21 protein-coding genes are annotated in these 16663 nt (G+C 61.9%); 12 read left to right on the top strand and 9 right to left on the bottom strand.

Annotated features, from left to right (window positions below):
* Positions 1 to 9 precede the first annotated feature (9 nt).
* A complete protein-coding gene (gene queF / locus NKI29_RS12015) occupies positions 10 to 471 on the bottom strand; it encodes a preQ(1) synthase (protein ID WP_023674394.1) in 462 nt (153 codons plus the stop codon).
* 113 nt (positions 472 to 584) lie between these two features.
* Here queF and NKI29_RS12010 point away from each other — a divergent pair, with 113 nt between their 5' ends.
* Positions 585 to 2630: an oxidoreductase gene (locus tag NKI29_RS12010; protein ID WP_352645897.1), complete on the top strand. Its 2046-nt coding sequence runs from the start codon at positions 585 to 587 to the stop codon at positions 2628 to 2630.
* Between the two features lie 132 nt (positions 2631 to 2762).
* Here NKI29_RS12010 and NKI29_RS12005 read toward each other — a convergent pair whose 3' ends face one another.
* Positions 2763 to 3170 (bottom strand): hypothetical protein, encoded by a 408-nt coding sequence (locus NKI29_RS12005; protein ID WP_352624197.1) that lies wholly within the window; start codon positions 3168 to 3170, stop codon positions 2763 to 2765.
* 117 nt (positions 3171 to 3287) lie between these two features.
* Here NKI29_RS12005 and NKI29_RS12000 point away from each other — a divergent pair, with 117 nt between their 5' ends.
* Positions 3288 to 3716, top strand: coding sequence for a MarR family winged helix-turn-helix transcriptional regulator (locus tag NKI29_RS12000; RefSeq protein WP_023674397.1), 429 nt, complete (start codon positions 3288 to 3290; stop codon positions 3714 to 3716).
* 20 nt (positions 3717 to 3736) lie between these two features.
* Positions 3737 to 3979, top strand: a complete 243-nt coding sequence (locus tag NKI29_RS11995) for a type II toxin-antitoxin system Phd/YefM family antitoxin (RefSeq protein WP_352593119.1) — start codon at positions 3737 to 3739, stop codon at positions 3977 to 3979.
* 5 nt (positions 3980 to 3984) lie between these two features.
* Here the strand turns inward: NKI29_RS11995 and NKI29_RS11990 are convergent, their stop codons facing one another.
* Positions 3985 to 5781: a putative bifunctional diguanylate cyclase/phosphodiesterase gene (locus tag NKI29_RS11990; RefSeq protein WP_352796317.1), complete on the bottom strand. Its 1797-nt coding sequence runs from the start codon at positions 5779 to 5781 to the stop codon at positions 3985 to 3987.
* Between the two features lie 36 nt (positions 5782 to 5817).
* A complete protein-coding gene (locus tag NKI29_RS11985) occupies positions 5818 to 6057 on the bottom strand; it encodes a hypothetical protein (RefSeq protein ID WP_352796315.1) in 240 nt (79 codons plus the stop codon).
* Between the two features lie 265 nt (positions 6058 to 6322).
* Here NKI29_RS11985 and NKI29_RS11980 point away from each other — a divergent pair, with 265 nt between their 5' ends.
* Positions 6323 to 7510 (top strand): glycine C-acetyltransferase, encoded by a 1188-nt coding sequence (locus NKI29_RS11980; protein WP_352569808.1) that lies wholly within the window; start codon positions 6323 to 6325, stop codon positions 7508 to 7510.
* A gap of 78 nt (positions 7511 to 7588) precedes the next feature.
* On the top strand, positions 7589 to 8623 hold the full coding sequence (tdh, locus tag NKI29_RS11975; protein WP_352457125.1) for an L-threonine 3-dehydrogenase: 1035 nt from the start codon (positions 7589 to 7591) through the stop codon (positions 8621 to 8623).
* 209 nt (positions 8624 to 8832) lie between these two features.
* On the opposite strand, the gene NKI29_RS11970 is transcribed toward tdh, so the two are convergent.
* Positions 8833 to 9270 carry a MarR family winged helix-turn-helix transcriptional regulator gene (locus tag NKI29_RS11970; protein WP_352457154.1) on the bottom strand — a complete coding sequence of 146 codons (438 nt, stop codon included), beginning with the start codon at positions 9268 to 9270 and terminating at the stop codon, positions 8833 to 8835.
* 154 nt (positions 9271 to 9424) lie between these two features.
* On the opposite strand from NKI29_RS11970, the gene hmgA reads away from it, so the two are divergent.
* The 5 genes from hmgA to NKI29_RS11945 are packed head-to-tail and all read left to right on the top strand — an operon-like array spanning position 9425 to position 13573.
* A complete protein-coding gene (gene hmgA / locus NKI29_RS11965) occupies positions 9425 to 10738 on the top strand; it encodes a homogentisate 1,2-dioxygenase (protein ID WP_352473635.1) in 1314 nt (437 codons plus the stop codon).
* A gap of 10 nt (positions 10739 to 10748) precedes the next feature.
* Positions 10749 to 11648, top strand: coding sequence for an MBL fold metallo-hydrolase (locus NKI29_RS11960; RefSeq protein ID WP_352796311.1), 900 nt, complete (start codon positions 10749 to 10751; stop codon positions 11646 to 11648).
* Positions 11649 to 11696: 48 nt separating this feature from the next.
* The gene (locus tag NKI29_RS11955; RefSeq protein ID WP_352569809.1) at positions 11697 to 12710 is read left to right on the top strand and encodes a fumarylacetoacetate hydrolase family protein; all 1014 of its coding nucleotides are present in this window, start codon (positions 11697 to 11699) and stop codon (positions 12708 to 12710) included.
* Between the two features lie 4 nt (positions 12711 to 12714).
* A complete protein-coding gene (locus tag NKI29_RS11950) occupies positions 12715 to 13008 on the top strand; it encodes a hypothetical protein (RefSeq protein WP_352569810.1) in 294 nt (97 codons plus the stop codon).
* Positions 13009 to 13012: 4 nt separating this feature from the next.
* Positions 13013 to 13573, top strand: coding sequence for a DinB family protein (locus tag NKI29_RS11945; RefSeq protein WP_352796308.1), 561 nt, complete (start codon positions 13013 to 13015; stop codon positions 13571 to 13573).
* Here the strand turns inward: NKI29_RS11945 and NKI29_RS11940 are convergent.
* The 3 genes from NKI29_RS11940 to hppD form a co-directional block, all read right to left on the bottom strand.
* Positions 13552 to 13926, bottom strand: coding sequence for a type II toxin-antitoxin system VapC family toxin (locus tag NKI29_RS11940; RefSeq protein WP_023674406.1), 375 nt, complete (start codon positions 13924 to 13926; stop codon positions 13552 to 13554). The two genes, NKI29_RS11945 and NKI29_RS11940, sit on opposite strands and share 22 nt — an antisense overlap.
* A complete protein-coding gene (locus tag NKI29_RS11935) occupies positions 13923 to 14150 on the bottom strand; it encodes a type II toxin-antitoxin system Phd/YefM family antitoxin (RefSeq protein ID WP_352624210.1) in 228 nt (75 codons plus the stop codon). Before NKI29_RS11935 ends, NKI29_RS11940 begins: the two co-directional genes overlap by 4 nt.
* A gap of 69 nt (positions 14151 to 14219) precedes the next feature.
* Complete coding sequence (hppD, locus tag NKI29_RS11930) at positions 14220 to 15335, bottom strand: 4-hydroxyphenylpyruvate dioxygenase (RefSeq protein ID WP_352699062.1); 1116 nt, start codon at positions 15333 to 15335, stop codon at positions 14220 to 14222.
* 139 nt (positions 15336 to 15474) lie between these two features.
* Between hppD and NKI29_RS11925 the strand changes: the two genes are divergently transcribed.
* Positions 15475 to 15942, top strand: coding sequence for an Lrp/AsnC family transcriptional regulator (locus NKI29_RS11925; RefSeq protein WP_023674409.1), 468 nt, complete (start codon positions 15475 to 15477; stop codon positions 15940 to 15942).
* Between the two features lie 9 nt (positions 15943 to 15951).
* Positions 15952 to 16278 (top strand): hypothetical protein, encoded by a 327-nt coding sequence (locus tag NKI29_RS11920; protein ID WP_352699060.1) that lies wholly within the window; start codon positions 15952 to 15954, stop codon positions 16276 to 16278.
* A 15-nt stretch (positions 16279 to 16293) separates the two neighbouring features.
* On the opposite strand, the gene NKI29_RS11915 is transcribed toward NKI29_RS11920, so the two are convergent.
* Positions 16294 to 16632 (bottom strand): protein tyrosine phosphatase family protein, encoded by a 339-nt coding sequence (locus NKI29_RS11915; RefSeq protein ID WP_352699058.1) that lies wholly within the window; start codon positions 16630 to 16632, stop codon positions 16294 to 16296.
* Positions 16633 to 16663 lie beyond the last annotated feature (31 nt).

The raw sequence follows: 16663 nt of genomic DNA, 5'->3' as shown, positions 1-16663 counted from the left end.
TTCGTCCGATTAGCCGCGTCCGCGATAGGGTGCAACCCCTGTGTCGGGCAGCCACACACCTTCCGGCGGTGCGCCGGTCTGCCAGAACACGTCGATCGGAATGCCGCCGCGCGGATACCAGTAGCCGCCGATGCGCAACCACAATGGCTTGGTCGCGGCGATGATGCGGCGGCCGATCATCACCGTGCATTCTTCGTGGAAGGCGCCATGGTTGCGAAACGAGGTCATGAACAGCTTGAGCGACTTCGATTCCACCAGCAGCGCATCGGGTGCGTAGTCGATGACGATATGGGCGAAGTCCGGCTGGCCGGTGACCGGGCAGAGCGAAGTGAATTCCGGGCAGGTGAAGCGAACGATGGCCGGCGGGCCGTCGCCGCGCGAAAACGGCACGGTTTCCAGGACTGCCGCTTCAGGGCTCTGTGGCGCCTCGACGTTGGTGCCGAGCTGGGTGAGGTTTTTCGTATCGGTCATGAGCAGGTTCCTTGCTGCATGTCGCCCAAAACTGTGCAGCGGATTTGGGACGGCGACATGCGTAAAAACAAAATTTGCCGCTCATTAGCACAATTTGAAACAGCAGGAAGACGATGACCAGCAACGATCCGCTTCTCCAGCCCTATCAGCTCAAGCATCTGACGCTGAAGAACCGGGTGATGTCGACCAGCCATGAGCCGGCCTATTCCGAGGACGGCATGCCGAAAGAGCGCTACCGGCTCTATCATGCCGAAAAGGCCAAGGGCGGCATGGCGCTGACCATGACCGCCGGTTCGGCGATCGTCTCGCGCGACAGCCCGGCCGCTTTTGGCAATCTGCATGTCTATGACGACCGCATCGTGCCATGGCTCGCCGAGCTTACCGATGCCTGCCACGAGCACGATTGCAAGGTGATGATACAGATCACCCATCTCGGCCGCCGCACCGGTTGGAACAAGGCCGACTGGCTGCCCGTCCTGTCGGCTTCGCCGGTGCGCGAACCGGCCCATCGTGCCTTTCCCAAGACTATCGAGGACTGGGATATCGAGCGCATCGTCGCCGACTATGCGGCGGCGGCGCAGCGCTGCCAGGCTGCCGGCCTCGACGGCATCGAGTTCGAAGCCTACGGCCATCTGATGGACGGTTTCTGGTCGCCGGCCACCAACCAGCGCGACGACGATTTCGGCGGCTCGCTCGACAACCGGCTGCGCTTCACCGGAATGGTGCTCGACGCAGTGCGTGCCGCGGTCGGCGAAAAGTTCGTCGTCGGCATCCGCATGGTCGCCGACGAGGATTTCGAGAAAGGTCTGTCGAAACAGGAGGGCGTCGAAATCGCCAGGCGGCTGGCCGGCTCCGGCAAGGTCGATTTCCTGAACATCATCCGTGGCTCGATCGAGACCGATGCGGCGCTGACAAAAGTCATCCCGGTGACCGGCATGCGCTCGTCGCCGCATCTCGACTTTGCCGGCGAGATCAGGGCGGCGACGAAATTCCCGACCTTCCATGCGGCGCGGATTTCCGACGTCGCCACCGCGCGTCACGCCATCGCCACCGGCAAGCTCGACATGGTCGGCATGACGCGCGCCCACATCGCCGACCCACACATCGTCAGGAAGGTCATGGAAGGCCGCGAGCACGAGATCCGGCCTTGCGTCGGCGCCACCTATTGCCTCGACCGCATCTATGAGGGCGGCGAGGCGCTGTGCATCCACAATGCGGCGACGGGCCGCGAGGCTGATATCCCGCATATTATTCCGAAAACCGAGGGACCGAAGCGGAAGGTGGTCGTCGTCGGCGCCGGCGCCGGCGGGCTGGAGGCGGCGCGCGTCGCCGCCGAGCGCGGGCACCAGGTGACGGTGCTGGAAGCATCGAGCCAGGCCGGCGGCCAGGTGCGGCTGGCAACGCAGAACCCGCGCCGCAAGGAATTGATCGGCATCATCGATTGGCGTCTGGCCGAGCTCGACCGGCTCGGCGTCGAGATCCGTTACGACAAATGGGCGGAAAAGGACGATGTGCTGGCGCTGTCGCCCGACGTGGTGGTGATCGCCACCGGCGGGCTGCCGCAGAACCCGCCTCTGACGGCGGGCGACGATCTCGTCACCTCGAGCTGGGATATCATGGCCGGCAGCATCAAGCCGGCCGAGAATGTACTGCTCTATGACGACAATGGCGGCCATCAGGGCATGGGTGCCGCCGAACTGATCGCCAATAGCGGCGCCAGGCTGGAGCTGGTCTCACCAGAGCGCTTCTTCGCCCCGGAAATGGGCGGCATGAACCATGTGCCCTACATGCGCGCCTTCCAGGAAAAGGGGGTCACGGTGACCATCAACACACGGCTGCGCTCGGTGCGGCGCGAAGGCAACCAGCTGATCGCCGAGCTCGCCTCCGACTTCGCCGATGGCTGGCGCGGCGAGCGGCGGGTCGACCAGGTGGTGGTCGAGCACGGCACGCTGCCGCTCGACGATCTCTACCTGGCGCTGAAGCCGCTGTCGAAGAACGCCGGCGCGATCGATTACGAAAAACTGGTCAATGGCGGCGACATCTTTCCGGTGCGCAATCCGCAGAGTGGTTTCGTGCTCTTCCGCATCGGCGATGCAGTAGCCTCGCGCAACATCCACGCCGCCATCTATGACGGCATCAGGTTCGGCTTGCGGATCTGAGGAATATTGATTGGTGGCGCGCAGCCGAACCTCCGTACGGAGAGCCACCAGGCACGTCGGTCCGATCTGCGCGCCGCGCACGCCGCCGGCTATCGCCGGGCACCGTACGATCTTGCGATTGCGGCAGGACGCTCAAAACATCCTGGCGGTGGCCATGCAGAACACGGTGATGACCAGCAGGCCGCCAGCGATGCGTTCGCCTTTTGTCATCTTGGCGCGCAATTGGGTTTGCTTCGCCGCATCAGCGCCGGCCAACTGCCTGCTGGCGGAACCCACCAGCGCGCCCTGAACCCCGGCGGCGATTAACGCCGTCAAGATGCCCAGCGCCAAGACCTTCTCCATCGAGCCGAAAGAGCCGTTGTGGAAGAAATACCACAGCAGCAAGCCCGTGAGGAAAACCACGCCGGCTGCGCCCATTTGCGGCCGGAAGAAACGTTCCGCTCTGATCTCCGGTTCGCGGGCGACCGCGATGGTGGTGCCGGCCCAGAACACGCCCGCCATGACGTGAAGGCCGAGGACGATGATGTAGGCATATTGCATGACCGCATTTCCTCTCTTGCCCACCGCTAGTCATATTGATAGATATCAAATGATTAGATGTCAACGCATAAGCTCGAGCCGGTTCCATAGGCTTTGCCCTTGTTCTAGTGTCGGATCATGACGCCCTTTGACCGCCCGCCGATCGGGATGAATCTCGCGCGCACCGCCAAGCTGGTTGCGCAGGCTTTCGACGCTGCCTTGGTCGAGGCAGGCGGCACGCTGCCGGTCTGGGTCACGTTGCTGTCGGTCAAGTCGCGGGAGCTGGCCAACCAACGCGAGCTCGCCGGCATGATCGGCATCCGGGGCGCAACGCTGACCCACCACCTCAACGCCATGGAGACGCAAGGCCTGCTGATGCGCCGCCGCGATCCCGAGAACCGCCGGGTTCACCAGGTGGAGCTGACCCAAGCCGGAGAAGCGCTGTTCCTGAAATTGCGCACCGCCGCGTTAGCCTTCGACAAGCGGCTGCGGAAAGGACTGTCCGACGACAGGCTGGCAGAGTTTGCACAGGTGCTGGCCGCGCTACGGGCCAATGTCGAGGGTTAGAAATTAGGATAGGAAACGCCATGCGCGAAATTTCGCTGAAGGATGCCGGGGCTACACTCTCGGCGCTGCTCGATCCGGTCGTCGCGGGAGAACCGGCCATCATCACCCGGCACGGCCGCAAGCAGGCGGTCATTTTGTCGTTTCAGGACTACGAAAGACTGGCGCGTGTGCCCAGCTTTGGACAATTGCTGGCAGGATTTCCCGGTGATGAGGATGACCTTCCGCCTCGGCAGATCAGGTCGGTTCGCAAGGCCGAACCATGACGGATCTACGCCCGGCAGCCCTGCAGCACCGTCAGCCTGGCCTTCTTGGGCGTTCGCGCCACCAGCCATTCGCGCACGCTGTCCGGCGGCATCGGGAAAGCGATGGAATAGCCCTGCACCTGGTCGCAGCCGATCGCCATCAGCGAGTCGAGCTCGGCTTCGGTTTCAGCGCCCTCGGCAACGATCGAGATGCCGAGACCGCGGGCGAGTTCTGTGAGGGCACGCACGATCTTGGTGTTGCCGCTGTTCTCGTTGATGTTCTGGACGAAACGGCGGTCGATCTTCAGCCGATCGATCTCGTTTGGATTGACATGGCTGAGCGATGCGTAGCCGGTGCCGAAATCATCGAGCTCAAGATGGATGCCGGCGGCGCGAATGTGCCGCAGCTTTGCCGCGATACCGGTCTTCTCGTCGTCGAGGATGACGGATTCGACGATCTCCAGCGATAGTTTGTGCGCTGGCAGGCCAGCCCTCTCCAGCATGTCGAACAGGAAGACTTCGAAATCTGTCTCGCGCAGCTCCGAACCCGACACGTTGACCGCGATCCGGCCGAAGGCGATGCCTGCGCGGTTCCATTCGGCTGCTTCGTCGATCGCCGTGGCAATGACGATGCGGCCGATCTCGGGCATGAGACCGCATTTTTCCGCGATCGGAATGAACTCGCCCGGCGCGATCATGCCGCGCTCGGCATGTCTCCAGCGAACCAGAGCCTCGATGCCGCTGATGCCGCCGTCCGACAGCGAGACTTGCGGCTGGAAATAGACTTCGAACGCCTTCTCCGAGATGGCGGTCCTGATGTCGAGCTCGAGCTGCTTGCGATAATCGAGTTCGTGCCTCAGCTCCTCGGAGAAGAACGACAAGCTGCCGCCGCCCTGCTTCTTGGCGGAATACAGCGCCAGATCGGCATGGACGAGCAGATCCTGCGCATTGTCGGCGTCGACAGGGTAGACCGCAATCCCGGCACTTACGCCCGGATGAATTGTCGTGCCTCGAAAGACGATCGGCTTGTTGAGCTTGGTCAGGATGCGCCGGGCGACGGTATCGATGTTCTCGGTGCTGCCGGCGCCGTTGAGAATCATGACGAATTCATCGCCGCCGAGCCGCACGTTGAGATCCGACGTACGGCACGAATCACGCATGCGCTGCGCAGCCGCCACCAGCACATAATCGCCGGCGGCGTGGCCGAACGTGTCGTTGATCTGCTTGAACCGGTCGAGATCGAACTGCACCACGGCAACCCGTTCACGCCGTCGCTGCGCGGCATTGATCAGCGTATCGAAATGCTCGGTCAGGAAGGTGCGGTTGTGCAGGCCGGTCAGCCCGTCATGCACGGCGATAAAGGCCATGGAATTGCGCGCATCGACCAGCTCGCGCGTCCGGCGCAGGATGGCATTCGACATTGGCCTGAAAATGAAAAGCGCCACCAGCACGATGACGCCGATGGTCGAGTAGAACAATGTGCGGTTAAGATCGAGAAGTGTTTCGGATCGCTGGTCTGCAAAGGCGCTGATGCGCTGGCCAAGTGCGGCATAGCCCGACAAAGTTGCGTTGGCAACGGAAGCGTTCAGGTTGACGCGCTCCTCTCCGCCTTTGTAGCCACCATTGCCGGCCATGTTGAGCCGCGATTCGAATGACGAGATCAGGCGTTCGCCGTTGGCGATAAGCCCGACCGAGAAATAGTCGAGATGGTACGGCTTGGCGAAAAGCACGCTCTCGATCGATTTCGGATCGAACCTTGCCGGCGACGCCGGATCGGCGGCGGTCCGTTCGAGCAGCAGATCGTAGTTCTTCTCGAACTCCACCGTCGCTTGCTTGAGCGCGCTAACCAGGGCCGGCTGCTAGTCGCGTGAGGCGCTGCCTGTCGCGCCGGCGAGGAAGACGATGCGCTGCGACAGGGCTTTCTGTGTGCTGACGATATCGAGCAGCGCCTGATTGTGCCGTTGGGTAGACATCACCTGTTGCAGCAGGATGAAGGAGGCCACGACCATGGCGGCGATGATCAGCAGAGCCAGCCAGTAGCCGGATTTGATCAGGAGTATGAGCCTGCCCGAAACGGCGTGCACCGGCTGCTGTGACATTTTCTGAGGCGGCCCTCTCGCCAACGAATTCTTGTGCGACAACCTTTGGCTTCAAAGTGTTAACAGGTTTGGGACGGCAGCAGGCCGGCGGCGGCGACCGTGGCGGGAAACCCGCAAAGTGGTTATTGCAATCTTTCGCGGCGCCTCCGCATTTGAACATCGTGGCCTCTGCCGTGCCATTGCCGCCACCGAAGCGGTCGCTTTTGCGATGGATTTTTCGTCCGCGCGGCGCGACAGTCCTCGTCGATCTCAACAGGGCCTGATCATGACCGAAGCGTTCCTTTCCCACATCGACAGCGAGCTTGAAGGACTGAAATCGGCCGGCCTTTACAAATCTGAGCGGGTGATAACCTCGACCCAATCGGCCGAAATCGAGGTCGGTGGCGAGAAGGTGCTGAATTTCTGCGCCAATAATTATCTCGGTCTCGCCGACAGCGCCGAACTGGGGGAAGCGGCCAAGCAGGCGCTTGACCGTTACGGCTATGGCATGGCGTCGGTGCGCTTCATCTGCGGCACGCAGGAAGAACACAAGCAGCTCGAGGCGACGATTTCTGGCTTCCTCGGCATGGAGGATACGATCCTCTACGGCTCCTGCTTCGACGCCAATGGCGGCCTGTTCGAGACGCTGCTCGGCGAGGAGGATGCGGTCATCTCCGATGCGCTGAACCACGCTTCGATCATCGACGGCGTGCGGTTGTCGAAGGCAAAGCGCTTCCGCTACGCCAACAACGACATGGCCGATCTGGAGGCGCGGTTGAAAGAGGCGAGCGACTGCCGGTTCCGGCTGATCGCCACCGATGGCGTGTTCTCGATGGATGGCATCATCGCCAATCTGAAGGGCGTCTGCGACCTCGCCGACAAATACGATGCGATGGTGATGGTCGACGACAGCCATGCAGTTGGTTTCGTCGGCAGGAATGGCCGCGGCTCGGCCGAACATTGCGGCGTCGAGGGCAGGGTGGACATCATCACCGGCACGCTTGGCAAGGCGTTGGGCGGCGCGTCGGGCGGCTACACTTCGGGCAGGAAGCAGGTAGTCGACTGGCTGCGCCAGCGCTCGCGCCCCTATCTGTTCTCCAACACGCTGATGCCGGCGATCGCCGGCGCCTCGATTCGGGTGTTCGAACTGGTCCGCAATGGCGATGCGTTGCGTCAGCGCCTATATGCCAACGCAGCGCGGTTTCGCTCCGAGATGGGCAGGCTCGGCTTTACACTGGCCGGCGCCGATCATCCGATCATCCCGGTGATGCTGGGCGACGCGACGCTGGCGCAGGAGATGGCGGCGCGGATGCTGAAGCGCGGCATCTACGTCATCGGCTTCTCCTTCCCGGTGGTGCCGAAGGGCCAGGCGCGCATTCGCACGCAGATGTCGGCCGCCCATTCCGGCGCCGACATCGACCGCGCGGTTGAGGCGTTCGCCGCAGTCGGTCGCGAACTCGGCGTGATTTCCTGAGCGGCCGGATCAAGAGATTCAAGCGACTGAGATTCAAGCGACTGAGGTTCAGGCGACTAAGGTTCAGGGGACAAGAGAATGTCAAACATGATGAAGGCGCTGGTCAAGGCCAAGGCCGAGCCGGGCATCTGGATGGAAGAAGTGCCGGTGCCGGAAATCGGTCCGAACGACGTGCTGATCAAGATCAGGAAGACGGCGATCTGCGGCACCGACGTGCACATCTACAATTGGGACCAGTGGGCGCAAAAGACCGTGCCGGTGCCGATGGTGACCGGCCACGAATTCGTCGGAACCATCGCCGATTTCGGCACGGCGGTGACCGAGTACAAACTCGGCCAGCGCGTTTCCGGAGAAGGCCATATCGTCTGCGGCCATTGCCGCAACTGCCGGGCGGGCAGGGGGCATCTGTGCCGCAACACGCTTGGTGTCGGCGTCAACCGGCCGGGCGCCTTTGGCGAATACCTTGCGATTCCACAGCACAACGTCGTGCCGATCCCCGACGACGTGCCGGACGAGATCGCGGCAATCTTCGATCCCTTAGGCAATGCCGTTCACACGGCATTGTCCTTTGACTTGGTTGGCGAGGACGTGCTGGTCACCGGCGCCGGGCCGATCGGCATCATGGGCGCACTGGTGGCGCAGTGCGTGGGCGCGCGAAAAGTGGTCATCACCGACATCAACCCGGTGCGCCTGGCACTGGCGAAAAAGCTCGGCGTCCAGCATGTCGTCGATGCGTCGAAGGAAAAGCTGCGCGACGTGATGCCGGCGCTCGGCATGACCGAGGGTTTTGACGTCGGCCTCGAAATGTCGGGTGCCGCGCCTGCCTTCCGCGACATGATCGACACTATGAACAATGGCGGCAAGATCGCCATTCTCGGCATTGCGCCGACCGGCTTCGAGATCGACTGGAACAAGGTCATCTTCAAGATGCTGCACCTGAAGGGCATCTACGGCCGCGAAATGTTCGAGACCTGGTACAAGATGATCGCGCTGGTGCAGGGTCCTCTCGATGTCAGTGGCCTGATCACCCACCGCATCGGTATCGACGACTACATCTCCGGCTTCGAAGCGATGAAGAGCGGCAATTCCGGCAAGGTGGTGATGGATTGGTAGGCGATTAGAAACGCCGGCGGGACAGCACCCCCCTCTGGCCTGCCGGCCATCTCCCCCTCAAGGGGGGAGATTGGCAGCTTCGCCGACATCGCTCTTCTTTGGAGATTGGCGAAAGCCGAAGCGACGTCCAATCTCCCCCCTTGAGGGGGGAGATGGCCGGCAGGCCAGAGGGGGGTGCTGTCCCGCCTGCATCAAAAGTTGCTGAGGACCTAATCCCCGTACAAAGCCGTCTCAAGCGCGGCCACCCCTTCCGCGACTGCTGTACGTTCATCTGCGCTCAATCTCTCCAGCAGCTCCCGCTCGAACTCCTTCGCCAGCGGCACCATTTCGCGATAGGCGGCAAGCCCCGCTTTGGTCAGCGTCAGATGCTCGACGCGACGGTCTTTCTCGTCTGGCGTGCGGGTCAGCCAGCGCCGCCGCTCAAGCTCGGCCACCGCTCGCGACACCTTGGTCTTGTGCATGGCCGATTGCTCGCCGAGCGCCGTCGCCGTCATCGTGCCGTGCTGTCCAAGCCCGGCCAGTGTGCGCCATTCGGGCCGGGTCAGTCCGTGACGGTCCTTGTATATCCTTGAGAATTCGCGGCTGACGGCATCGGCAAGCCGATAGAGCCGGTAAGGCAGGAAGGATTCCAGCTCGAGGATTTCCATGGTTGGCCCTGACTGGGCATGCTGGCGGCTCATGCCGAAATCACCGTTGATGGTTACATTTTCAATGGTTACAAATGAAACCGGTATGGTCAACTCGGAGCATCTTTGCGGATGCGCAAACGATGCTCCGAGACCATGAATTCGGGAGGATTCCATGGCCTATTCCTACATGCCGGGTTTCGGCAACGACTTCGAGACCGAGACTCTGCCGGGCTCGCTGCCGCAAGGGCGAAACTCGCCACAGCGGCCGGCTTACGGCCTCTATGCCGAGCAGCTTTCGGGCTCTCCATTCACCGCGCCGCGCGGCACCAATGAGCGCTCCTGGCTTTATCGGATAAGGCCGAGCGTCAGGCACACCGGCCGCTTCAAAGCGGCGAATTATCCGCTTTGGAAAAGCGCGCCGAACGTCGGCGACCATCAGCTCGCACTCGGCCAGTATCGCTGGAGCCCCGTGCCGATGCCGAAGGAACCAACCGATTTCATCGCCGGCATGCGCTCGATCACCACCGCCGGCGACGTGCTCGGCCAGACCGGCATGGCGGCACATGTCTATGTCGCCAACCGTTCGATGGCCGACGATCATTTCTTCAACGCCGACGGCGAGTTGCTGGTCGTGCCCCAGGTTGGAGCCTTGCGCTTCGTCACCGAGATGGGCGTCATCGAACTCAGGCCGGGCGAGATCGCCGTGCTGCCGCGCGGTCTGGTGTTCAAGGTCGAACTGGTCGATCCGCAAGTGCGCGGCTATGTCTGCGAGAATTACGGCGCCAAGCTGACGCTGCCGGATCGCGGCCCGATCGGCGCCAACTGCCTGGCCAATCCGCGCGATTTCAAGACGCCCTGCGCCTGGTTCGAGGATAAGGACACGCCCTGTCGGCTGATCGCGAAATGGTGTGGCCAGTTCCATGTCACGGAGATCGATCATTCGCCGCTGGATGTGGTGGCGTGGCACGGCAATTATTCGCCCTACAAATATGATCTTGCGACCTTTTCGCCGGTCGGTGCGATCCTGTTCGACCACCCCGATCCGTCGATCTTCACCGTGCTGACCGCGCCGAGCGGCGAGGAAGGCACCGCCAATATCGATTTCGTCATCTTCCCGCCGCGCTGGCTTGTGGCGGAAAACACTTTCCGGCCGCCCTGGTATCACCGCAACATCATGAGCGAGTTCATGGGCCTCATACATGGTCAGTACGATGCCAAGGAAGAGGGCTTCGTGCCCGGTGGCATCAGCCTGCACAACATGATGCTGGCTCACGGACCCGATGCGTCTGGCTTCGAAAAAGCCTCGCGCGCGGAGCTGAAACCGGTCAAGCTCGACAACACCATGGCCTTCATGTTCGAGACACGCTTTCCGCAGATGGTGACCCGCTATGGCGCCGAGCTCGAAACCCGGCAAGACAATTACATCGACTGCTGGGCCGGCCTGAAGAAGCGCTTCAACGGCACGCCAGAGGGCGACTGGTCTTGAGCGCCTTCGCATGACGGATCGTCTGGTGCTTCTGGGTTCGAAGGGTGGGCCGGCGCTGCGGCCGGGCGGCCCGTGGCCGAGTTCGTCACTGCTGGAGATTGGCGGCCGCACCCTCGTCGTCGATTGCGGGCTCGGCGTGACGCGCGGGCTGACCGATGCCCGTGTCAGCCTGAAGGCGCTCGACCTGATCTTCATCACGCATTTGCATTCCGACCATGTGCTGGAACTTGGACCGTTGATCCACACCGCATGGACGGCCGGCCTGGCAACAAAGGTCGCCGTGTTCGGCCCGCCCGGCACCGGCTACTATTGGCAGCGCTTTTGCCAGGCGATGGAGTTCGACATCGAGATCCGCATCGCCGATGAAGGGCGGCCGGATCTCCGCGACCTGGTTTCGATCGTCGAGTTTGGTGAAGGCCAGGTGGCGGAAGAGCGCGGTCTCAAAATATCGGCGCTGCGTGTCGAGCACCCGCCGGTGACGGACTGCTTTGCGCTGCGCTTCGATCATGCGGGGCAAGGCGTCGTCTTTTCGTCGGATACGGCCTTCTTTCCGCCATTGGCGGATTTCGCCCAAGGCGCCGACATACTGGTCCACGAGGCCATGCTGGAACTGGGTATCGAGCGGCTGGTCGCGAAGACCGGCAACGGCGCAAGGCTGAGGGAACACCTGCTTGCCAGCCACAGCTTTGCCGAGGAGGCGGGCCGCATCGCCAGCGACGCAGGCGTCAAAAGGCTAGTCGTCAACCACCTCATTCCGGCCGACGATCCGGAGATCGGCGAGGCCGACTGGATCGCCGCCGTCAGGAAAACATGGGCCGGCGACTTGACGATCGCCCGCGACGGCCTTGTTGTGGGGCTGGAGCATGATCCCGAAAAGTGGGAACCGGTTTTCGGAAGAGATCATGCGTAGAACAAAAAATCAAAGCAGCGCCAAAGCTGCGCCAGGAGAGGAAACCGCATGAAGCTTGCCACATTGAAGGACGGGACGCGCGACGGAAAGCTCGTCGTCGTCTCGCGCGACCTGACGCGGTTTACCGATGCTTCGTTCCTGGTGCCGACCCTGCAGGCCGCGCTCGACGACTGGCATCGGATCGCGCCGCATCTCGCTGCGATGGCCGAATCGCTTGAGAATAATGCGGTGCCGTCTGCCCGCTTTCACGAGCATGACGCCCATTCGCCGCTGCCGCGCGCCTATCAATGGGCCGACGGCTCGGCCTATGTGAACCACGTCGAGCTGGTGCGGAAGGCGCGCGGCGCCGAGATGCCGGCAAGCTTCTGGACCGATCCGCTGATCTACCAGGGCGGCTCGGACGCTTTCCTCGCACCGCGCGACCCAATCCGCATGACCGACGAGACCCTTGGCATCGACATGGAAGGAGAGGTCGCCGTCATCGTCCACGACGTGCCGATGGGTGCAGGCCTCGACCAGGCGCGGGCGGCGATCCGGCTGGTCATGCTGGTCAACGATGTAACGCTGCGCGGCCTGACCGGACCCGAGCTCGCCAAGGGGTTCGGCTTCTACCAGTCGAAACCGTCATCGGCCTTTTCGCCGGTTGCGGTGACGCCGGACGAGCTGGGCGATGCCTGGGACGGCGGCAAGGTCAGCCTGCCGCTGCTGGTCGATCTCAACGGCAAACCGTTCGGCCGGGCGAACGCCGGCATCGACATGACCTTCGATTTTCCGGCGCTGATTGTCCATGCCGCAAAAACGCGGCCGCTGGCCGCCGGCACCATTATCGGTTCGGGCACCGTCTCCAACAAGCTCGACGGCGGGCCGGGCAAGCCTGTCTCGGCGGGCGGCGCCGGCTATTCCTGCATCGCCGAGCTGCGTATGATCGAGACCATCGAAACCGGCGAACCGAAAACGCCGTTCCTGCGCTTTGGCGATAGCGTGCGTATCGAGATGAAGGACCGGGGTGGGCATTCGATCTTCGGCGCCATCGAGCAGAAGGTCGAGAAGTACGAGGGGTAAGAGAATGACAGGCGAGACGTTCTATCTGCTGTGCGGTGCCTGGGCTCTTGCCATGCTGGCGATCTTCATCCAGGCAATCAGGCTGAGCTACCGCATCGAGGCGCGCTCGCCCGGCCTGACCAACCGCAGCGGCTTTCCGCGCAAGGCGATGATGTTTCACACCGTCACCAACACGAATGTCGCGCTGGACGAGGAAACGCAAGGCATGCGGCGGCGCATGATCGGGCTGCTGCTGATTGTTTTGGCTGGGTTTGCGCTTCTATGGGCGGGTGTGTCGCTATTCCGGGTCGCGTCGTGAAGTCATGGACCTGCTGAACCATTTCCACCGCATGGCAGCCAACAATCTGTGGTCGAACGACCGGCTCTACGGCGCCGTACTGCAGCTTGAGCCCGGCGAATTCGAAGCCGAACGGACGAGCTTCTTTCCGTCGATCAAGGCAACGCTCAATCACATCCTGGCGGTCGATCACCTCTATCTCGATTTTCTCGAAGAGGGCGGCGTCGGCGCCGCGGTCTACGATGAGTTCTTGCTCTTCGACGAAGCGGACGCGCTCTTTGGCAAGCGGACGGAGGCCGACCGGCGGCTGATCGCCTTTTGCGACCGCCTGTCGGCGGACGATCTCGGGCGCCGCGTCCTCACCGACCGGCGCGAGGACGGTATGATACCGGAACGGACCGGCGATCTGCTCGCCCATCTCTTCATCCACGACATCCATCATCGCGGCCAGGCGCACGCGATGCTGTCCGGCACCTCGGTGAAACCGCCGCAACTCGACGAGTTTTTCCTCGATTACGATGTGAAGTTGAGGAAAGCCGAAGTCGAGCGGCTGGAGCTGGATGATCAGGCCAACGCGACGTCGTAGGCTGAGAAATGTCGATCCGCAGTGACCACCGTCAGACCTTCAATTTGAGCCTGTGCGATGAGCAGACGGTCGAAGGGATCGCGATGATGGAACGGCAGATGCTCAAGCCTCGCTGCGTGTAGTTCATTCACACTGAGGATCGGAATGCCGTTCGATCGCAGGATTTCCACGATGTTGCCTGTGAGCGTGACTTTGCCGAGCGATTTCTTAATGGCGATCTCTGCTACCGAGACGGCGCTGACGACCACATCCTCGCCCGCAAGAAAGATGTCGCGATGGTGATCCGAAAGGCGTGAATCCGCGTTGAGTACCCAAAGCAGAATATGAGTATCCACCAGATATTGGCGGCTCATTTAATGTACTCGTCCCATTCGGGACCGAGTTCATCAAAATCATCCGGTATCCGAATTTGGCCTTTCAGGGCCCCAAAAAGGCCTTTGCTCCCGCCGGCCCGGGTGGGCGCGCTTAAGGTCGCCACCACCTCTCCATGCCGCGTCAGATGGATCTCTTCGCCGGCCTGGGCACGTTTCACCAACTCAGAGAGTTGGGCCTTCGCTTTTGCTATCGGAACATTCATGGTCAGACCTCTTATGACCAGAATTTAGGTCATAATTGATCAAACCACAAGGCACCTCGGCCGAGTTGGCTACGCTGCCTTGCCGTCCACCTTCAGCACGCCGCGCTTGATCTGGTCCTGCTCGATCGATTCGAACAAAGCGCGGAAATTGCCCTCGCCAAAGCCTTCGTCGCCCTTCCTCTGGATGAATTCGAAGAAGATCGGCCCGATCACGGTTTTCGAAAAGATCTGCAGCAGGATCTTGGTCGTGCCGCCGTCGACGACGCCTTCGCCGTCGATCAGGATGCCGTGCTTTTTCATACGTTCGATCGGCTCTTCATGGCCGTTCACGCGGGCATAAGACATGTCGTAATAGGTCTCCGGCGGTCCCGGCATGAACTTCAGGCCGTTGGCGGCCAACCTGTCGGTGGCGCCGTAGATGTCGTCGGTGCCGACGGCGATGTGCTGGATGCCCTCGCCATTATACTTCTTCAGATATTCGGCGATCTGGCTGGTCTCGTCCTTGGACTCGTTCAGCGGGATGCGGATCTTGCCGCAGGGCGAGGTGATGGCGCGGCTGACCAGGCCGGTGATCTTGCCGTCGATGTCGAAGAAATGAATCTGCTTGAAGCCGAACAGGTCTCGGTAGAAATCCCACCATTTGTCCATCTGGCCGCGATAGACATTGTGGGTCAGGTGGTCGAGATAATAGAAGCCGACGCCTTCCGGCCTGGGGTCGCGCTCGCCCAGCCAGTCGAACTCGGCGTCGTAAGCCGAGCCCTTCTCGCCGTAAGTTTCGATGAAATAGAGCAGCGATCCGCCGATACCGACGATCGCCGGCACATCGAGCGTCTTGTCGTTGCCTTCATAGGGCGTCGCGCCCTTGGCCACCGCGTGATCGAAGGCATGCCTTGCATCGACCACCCGCCACGCCATCGAGGCGGCGCAAGGGCCGTGCTTGTCGACGAATTTCATGGCATGCGAGCCGGGTTCGGCATTGACGACATAGTTGATGTCGCCCTGCCGCCAGACGGTGATGTCCTTGCTGCGGTGCTTGGCCACCGGCACATAGCCCATGCGGGTGAACAGTTCGGCGAGCTTTTCCGGCTCGGCATGCGCGAATTCGACGAACTCGAAGCCGTCGGTGCCGGCGGGATTGGTTTTGCTGATCTTGGCGGGCGGTGCGTCGTGCGGGAAGGGACCCATGGCATTGCTCCGAAATCTGGAACTGGCCGCGTCGGCCATCTAAACCCAATTATAGCGCGGAGCGAGTGCAAATTGCTTGCATTCAAACGCTTGAAATGGTCAGATCATGCGCGAATTGTGCACTGCGGACCCGAAATTCATGGATGAGGCGCGCATCGACCAGTTTGACCGCAAGATAATGGCTCTGTTGCAGGGCGATGCACGGCTGACCAACAACGATCTGTCGGAACGGGTGAACCTTTCCGCGTCGCAGTGCTCGCGTCGTCGCCAGCGGCTGGAGGAGGACGGCTATATCAAGGGTTACCGGGCGGTGCTCGACCGCGACAAGCTCGGTTTTTCTCTGGTCAACGTCATCTCGGTGACGCTCGCCACCCACAACCGCGACAATGCGCGGCGTTTCGGCGAATTGGTGGCGCGGCTGCCGCAAGTGCAGGAAGCGCACGCGCTGACCGGCGAGATGGATTATATATTGAAAGTCGTGACGCCCGACCTGAAGTCGCTGTCGGAATTCGTCAACGGCGTGCTGCTGCCGCACGAATCGGTGCAGCATGTGAAGACGGCGATCGTGCTTGAGACGTTAAAGGAGACCGGCGCGCTGCCGATTTGAGTGTAAATCATGTCGAACTTTCAGATCGCCGGCATCGTGCTGTTTCTAGTGGGGATTGTGCCGTTCACGATTGGTAGTCTGATCCACGCCGCGCATGAACCGAAGGCTTGGGAGTTGCGCATCATCAATCCCTGGCCTTCGTGGCCGTATGGCTGGGTCGAACTCACCCACCCGAAGGCGCGCTGGTGGTGCGGTGTCGGCTTTCCGATATGTCTTGCGGGCTTCATCGTACTTTTGGTCGCTACGATTCCGCTCGTCGATCTTGCGCTATATGTCGCTTTGCTTGTCGCTTTCTTCTGGCTGCGGCGGGTCATAGCCAGACGGCGGCATCACTAATCATCGGAACGCCTCTCACCCCTTCGACTGCTTGATCAGCCCGTAGAGATTGGTGCAGCGGGCGCCGGAACGGCAATAGGCGAAGACCGGGCCATCAAGCTCATCCAGTGCCTCGGCCTGGTCCTCGACATTCTCGGCCGTGATCTGGCCGCTGATGACAGGGATGTAGCGGAAGGCGAGCCCGGCGCCCTCGACCGCCGCCTTGACGGTGTCGGCCGATGGCTGGCCGGGCTGCTCATCGTCCGGCCGGTTGCAGATCACGCTTTTGAAGCCGGCGGCCTTAATGGTCGCGACATCCTCGGGCTGGATCTGGCCGGAGACCGAATAGTCCTCGCTGATCTGACGGTATTCCATGGCTGGGGTCCTCACAATCTGGCTAGCGGCA

The organism is Mesorhizobium sp. M0678 (assembly GCF_040320505.1).
Taxonomy (GTDB): domain Bacteria; phylum Pseudomonadota; class Alphaproteobacteria; order Rhizobiales; family Rhizobiaceae; genus Mesorhizobium.
This window is presented reverse-complemented; position numbering and strand designations above follow the sequence as displayed.

Bases quoted from the DNA above. Each gene is read 5' to 3' on its own strand.
- hppD (WP_352699062.1), bottom strand. From the start codon at position 15,335: ATGGGTCCCTTCCCGCACGACGCACCGCCCGCCAAGATCAGCAAAACC.
- queF (WP_023674394.1), bottom strand. From the start codon at position 471: ATGACCGATACGAAAAACCTCACCCAGCTCGGCACCAACGTCGAGGCG.
- NKI29_RS11935 (WP_352624210.1), bottom strand. From the start codon at position 14,150: ATGAATGTTCCGATAGCAAAAGCGAAGGCCCAACTCTCTGAGTTGGTG.
- tdh (WP_352457125.1), top strand. From the start codon at position 7,589: ATGTCAAACATGATGAAGGCGCTGGTCAAGGCCAAGGCCGAGCCGGGC.
- NKI29_RS11995 (WP_352593119.1), top strand. From the start codon at position 3,737: ATGCGCGAAATTTCGCTGAAGGATGCCGGGGCTACACTCTCGGCGCTG.
- NKI29_RS11985 (WP_352796315.1), bottom strand. From the start codon at position 6,057: ATGTCACAGCAGCCGGTGCACGCCGTTTCGGGCAGGCTCATACTCCTG.
- NKI29_RS11920 (WP_352699060.1), top strand. From the start codon at position 15,952: ATGTCGAACTTTCAGATCGCCGGCATCGTGCTGTTTCTAGTGGGGATT.
- NKI29_RS11960 (WP_352796311.1), top strand. From the start codon at position 10,749: ATGACGGATCGTCTGGTGCTTCTGGGTTCGAAGGGTGGGCCGGCGCTG.
- NKI29_RS12000 (WP_023674397.1), top strand. From the start codon at position 3,288: ATGACGCCCTTTGACCGCCCGCCGATCGGGATGAATCTCGCGCGCACC.
- NKI29_RS11915 (WP_352699058.1), bottom strand. From the start codon at position 16,632: ATGGAATACCGTCAGATCAGCGAGGACTATTCGGTCTCCGGCCAGATC.
- NKI29_RS12010 (WP_352645897.1), top strand. From the start codon at position 585: ATGACCAGCAACGATCCGCTTCTCCAGCCCTATCAGCTCAAGCATCTG.
- NKI29_RS11945 (WP_352796308.1), top strand. From the start codon at position 13,013: ATGGACCTGCTGAACCATTTCCACCGCATGGCAGCCAACAATCTGTGG.
- NKI29_RS11980 (WP_352569808.1), top strand. From the start codon at position 6,323: ATGACCGAAGCGTTCCTTTCCCACATCGACAGCGAGCTTGAAGGACTG.
- NKI29_RS11925 (WP_023674409.1), top strand. From the start codon at position 15,475: ATGGATGAGGCGCGCATCGACCAGTTTGACCGCAAGATAATGGCTCTG.
- NKI29_RS12005 (WP_352624197.1), bottom strand. From the start codon at position 3,170: ATGCAATATGCCTACATCATCGTCCTCGGCCTTCACGTCATGGCGGGC.
- NKI29_RS11970 (WP_352457154.1), bottom strand. From the start codon at position 9,270: ATGGAAATCCTCGAGCTGGAATCCTTCCTGCCTTACCGGCTCTATCGG.
- NKI29_RS11940 (WP_023674406.1), bottom strand. From the start codon at position 13,926: ATGAGCCGCCAATATCTGGTGGATACTCATATTCTGCTTTGGGTACTC.
- NKI29_RS11955 (WP_352569809.1), top strand. From the start codon at position 11,697: ATGAAGCTTGCCACATTGAAGGACGGGACGCGCGACGGAAAGCTCGTC.
- hmgA (WP_352473635.1), top strand. From the start codon at position 9,425: ATGGCCTATTCCTACATGCCGGGTTTCGGCAACGACTTCGAGACCGAG.
- NKI29_RS11950 (WP_352569810.1), top strand. From the start codon at position 12,715: ATGACAGGCGAGACGTTCTATCTGCTGTGCGGTGCCTGGGCTCTTGCC.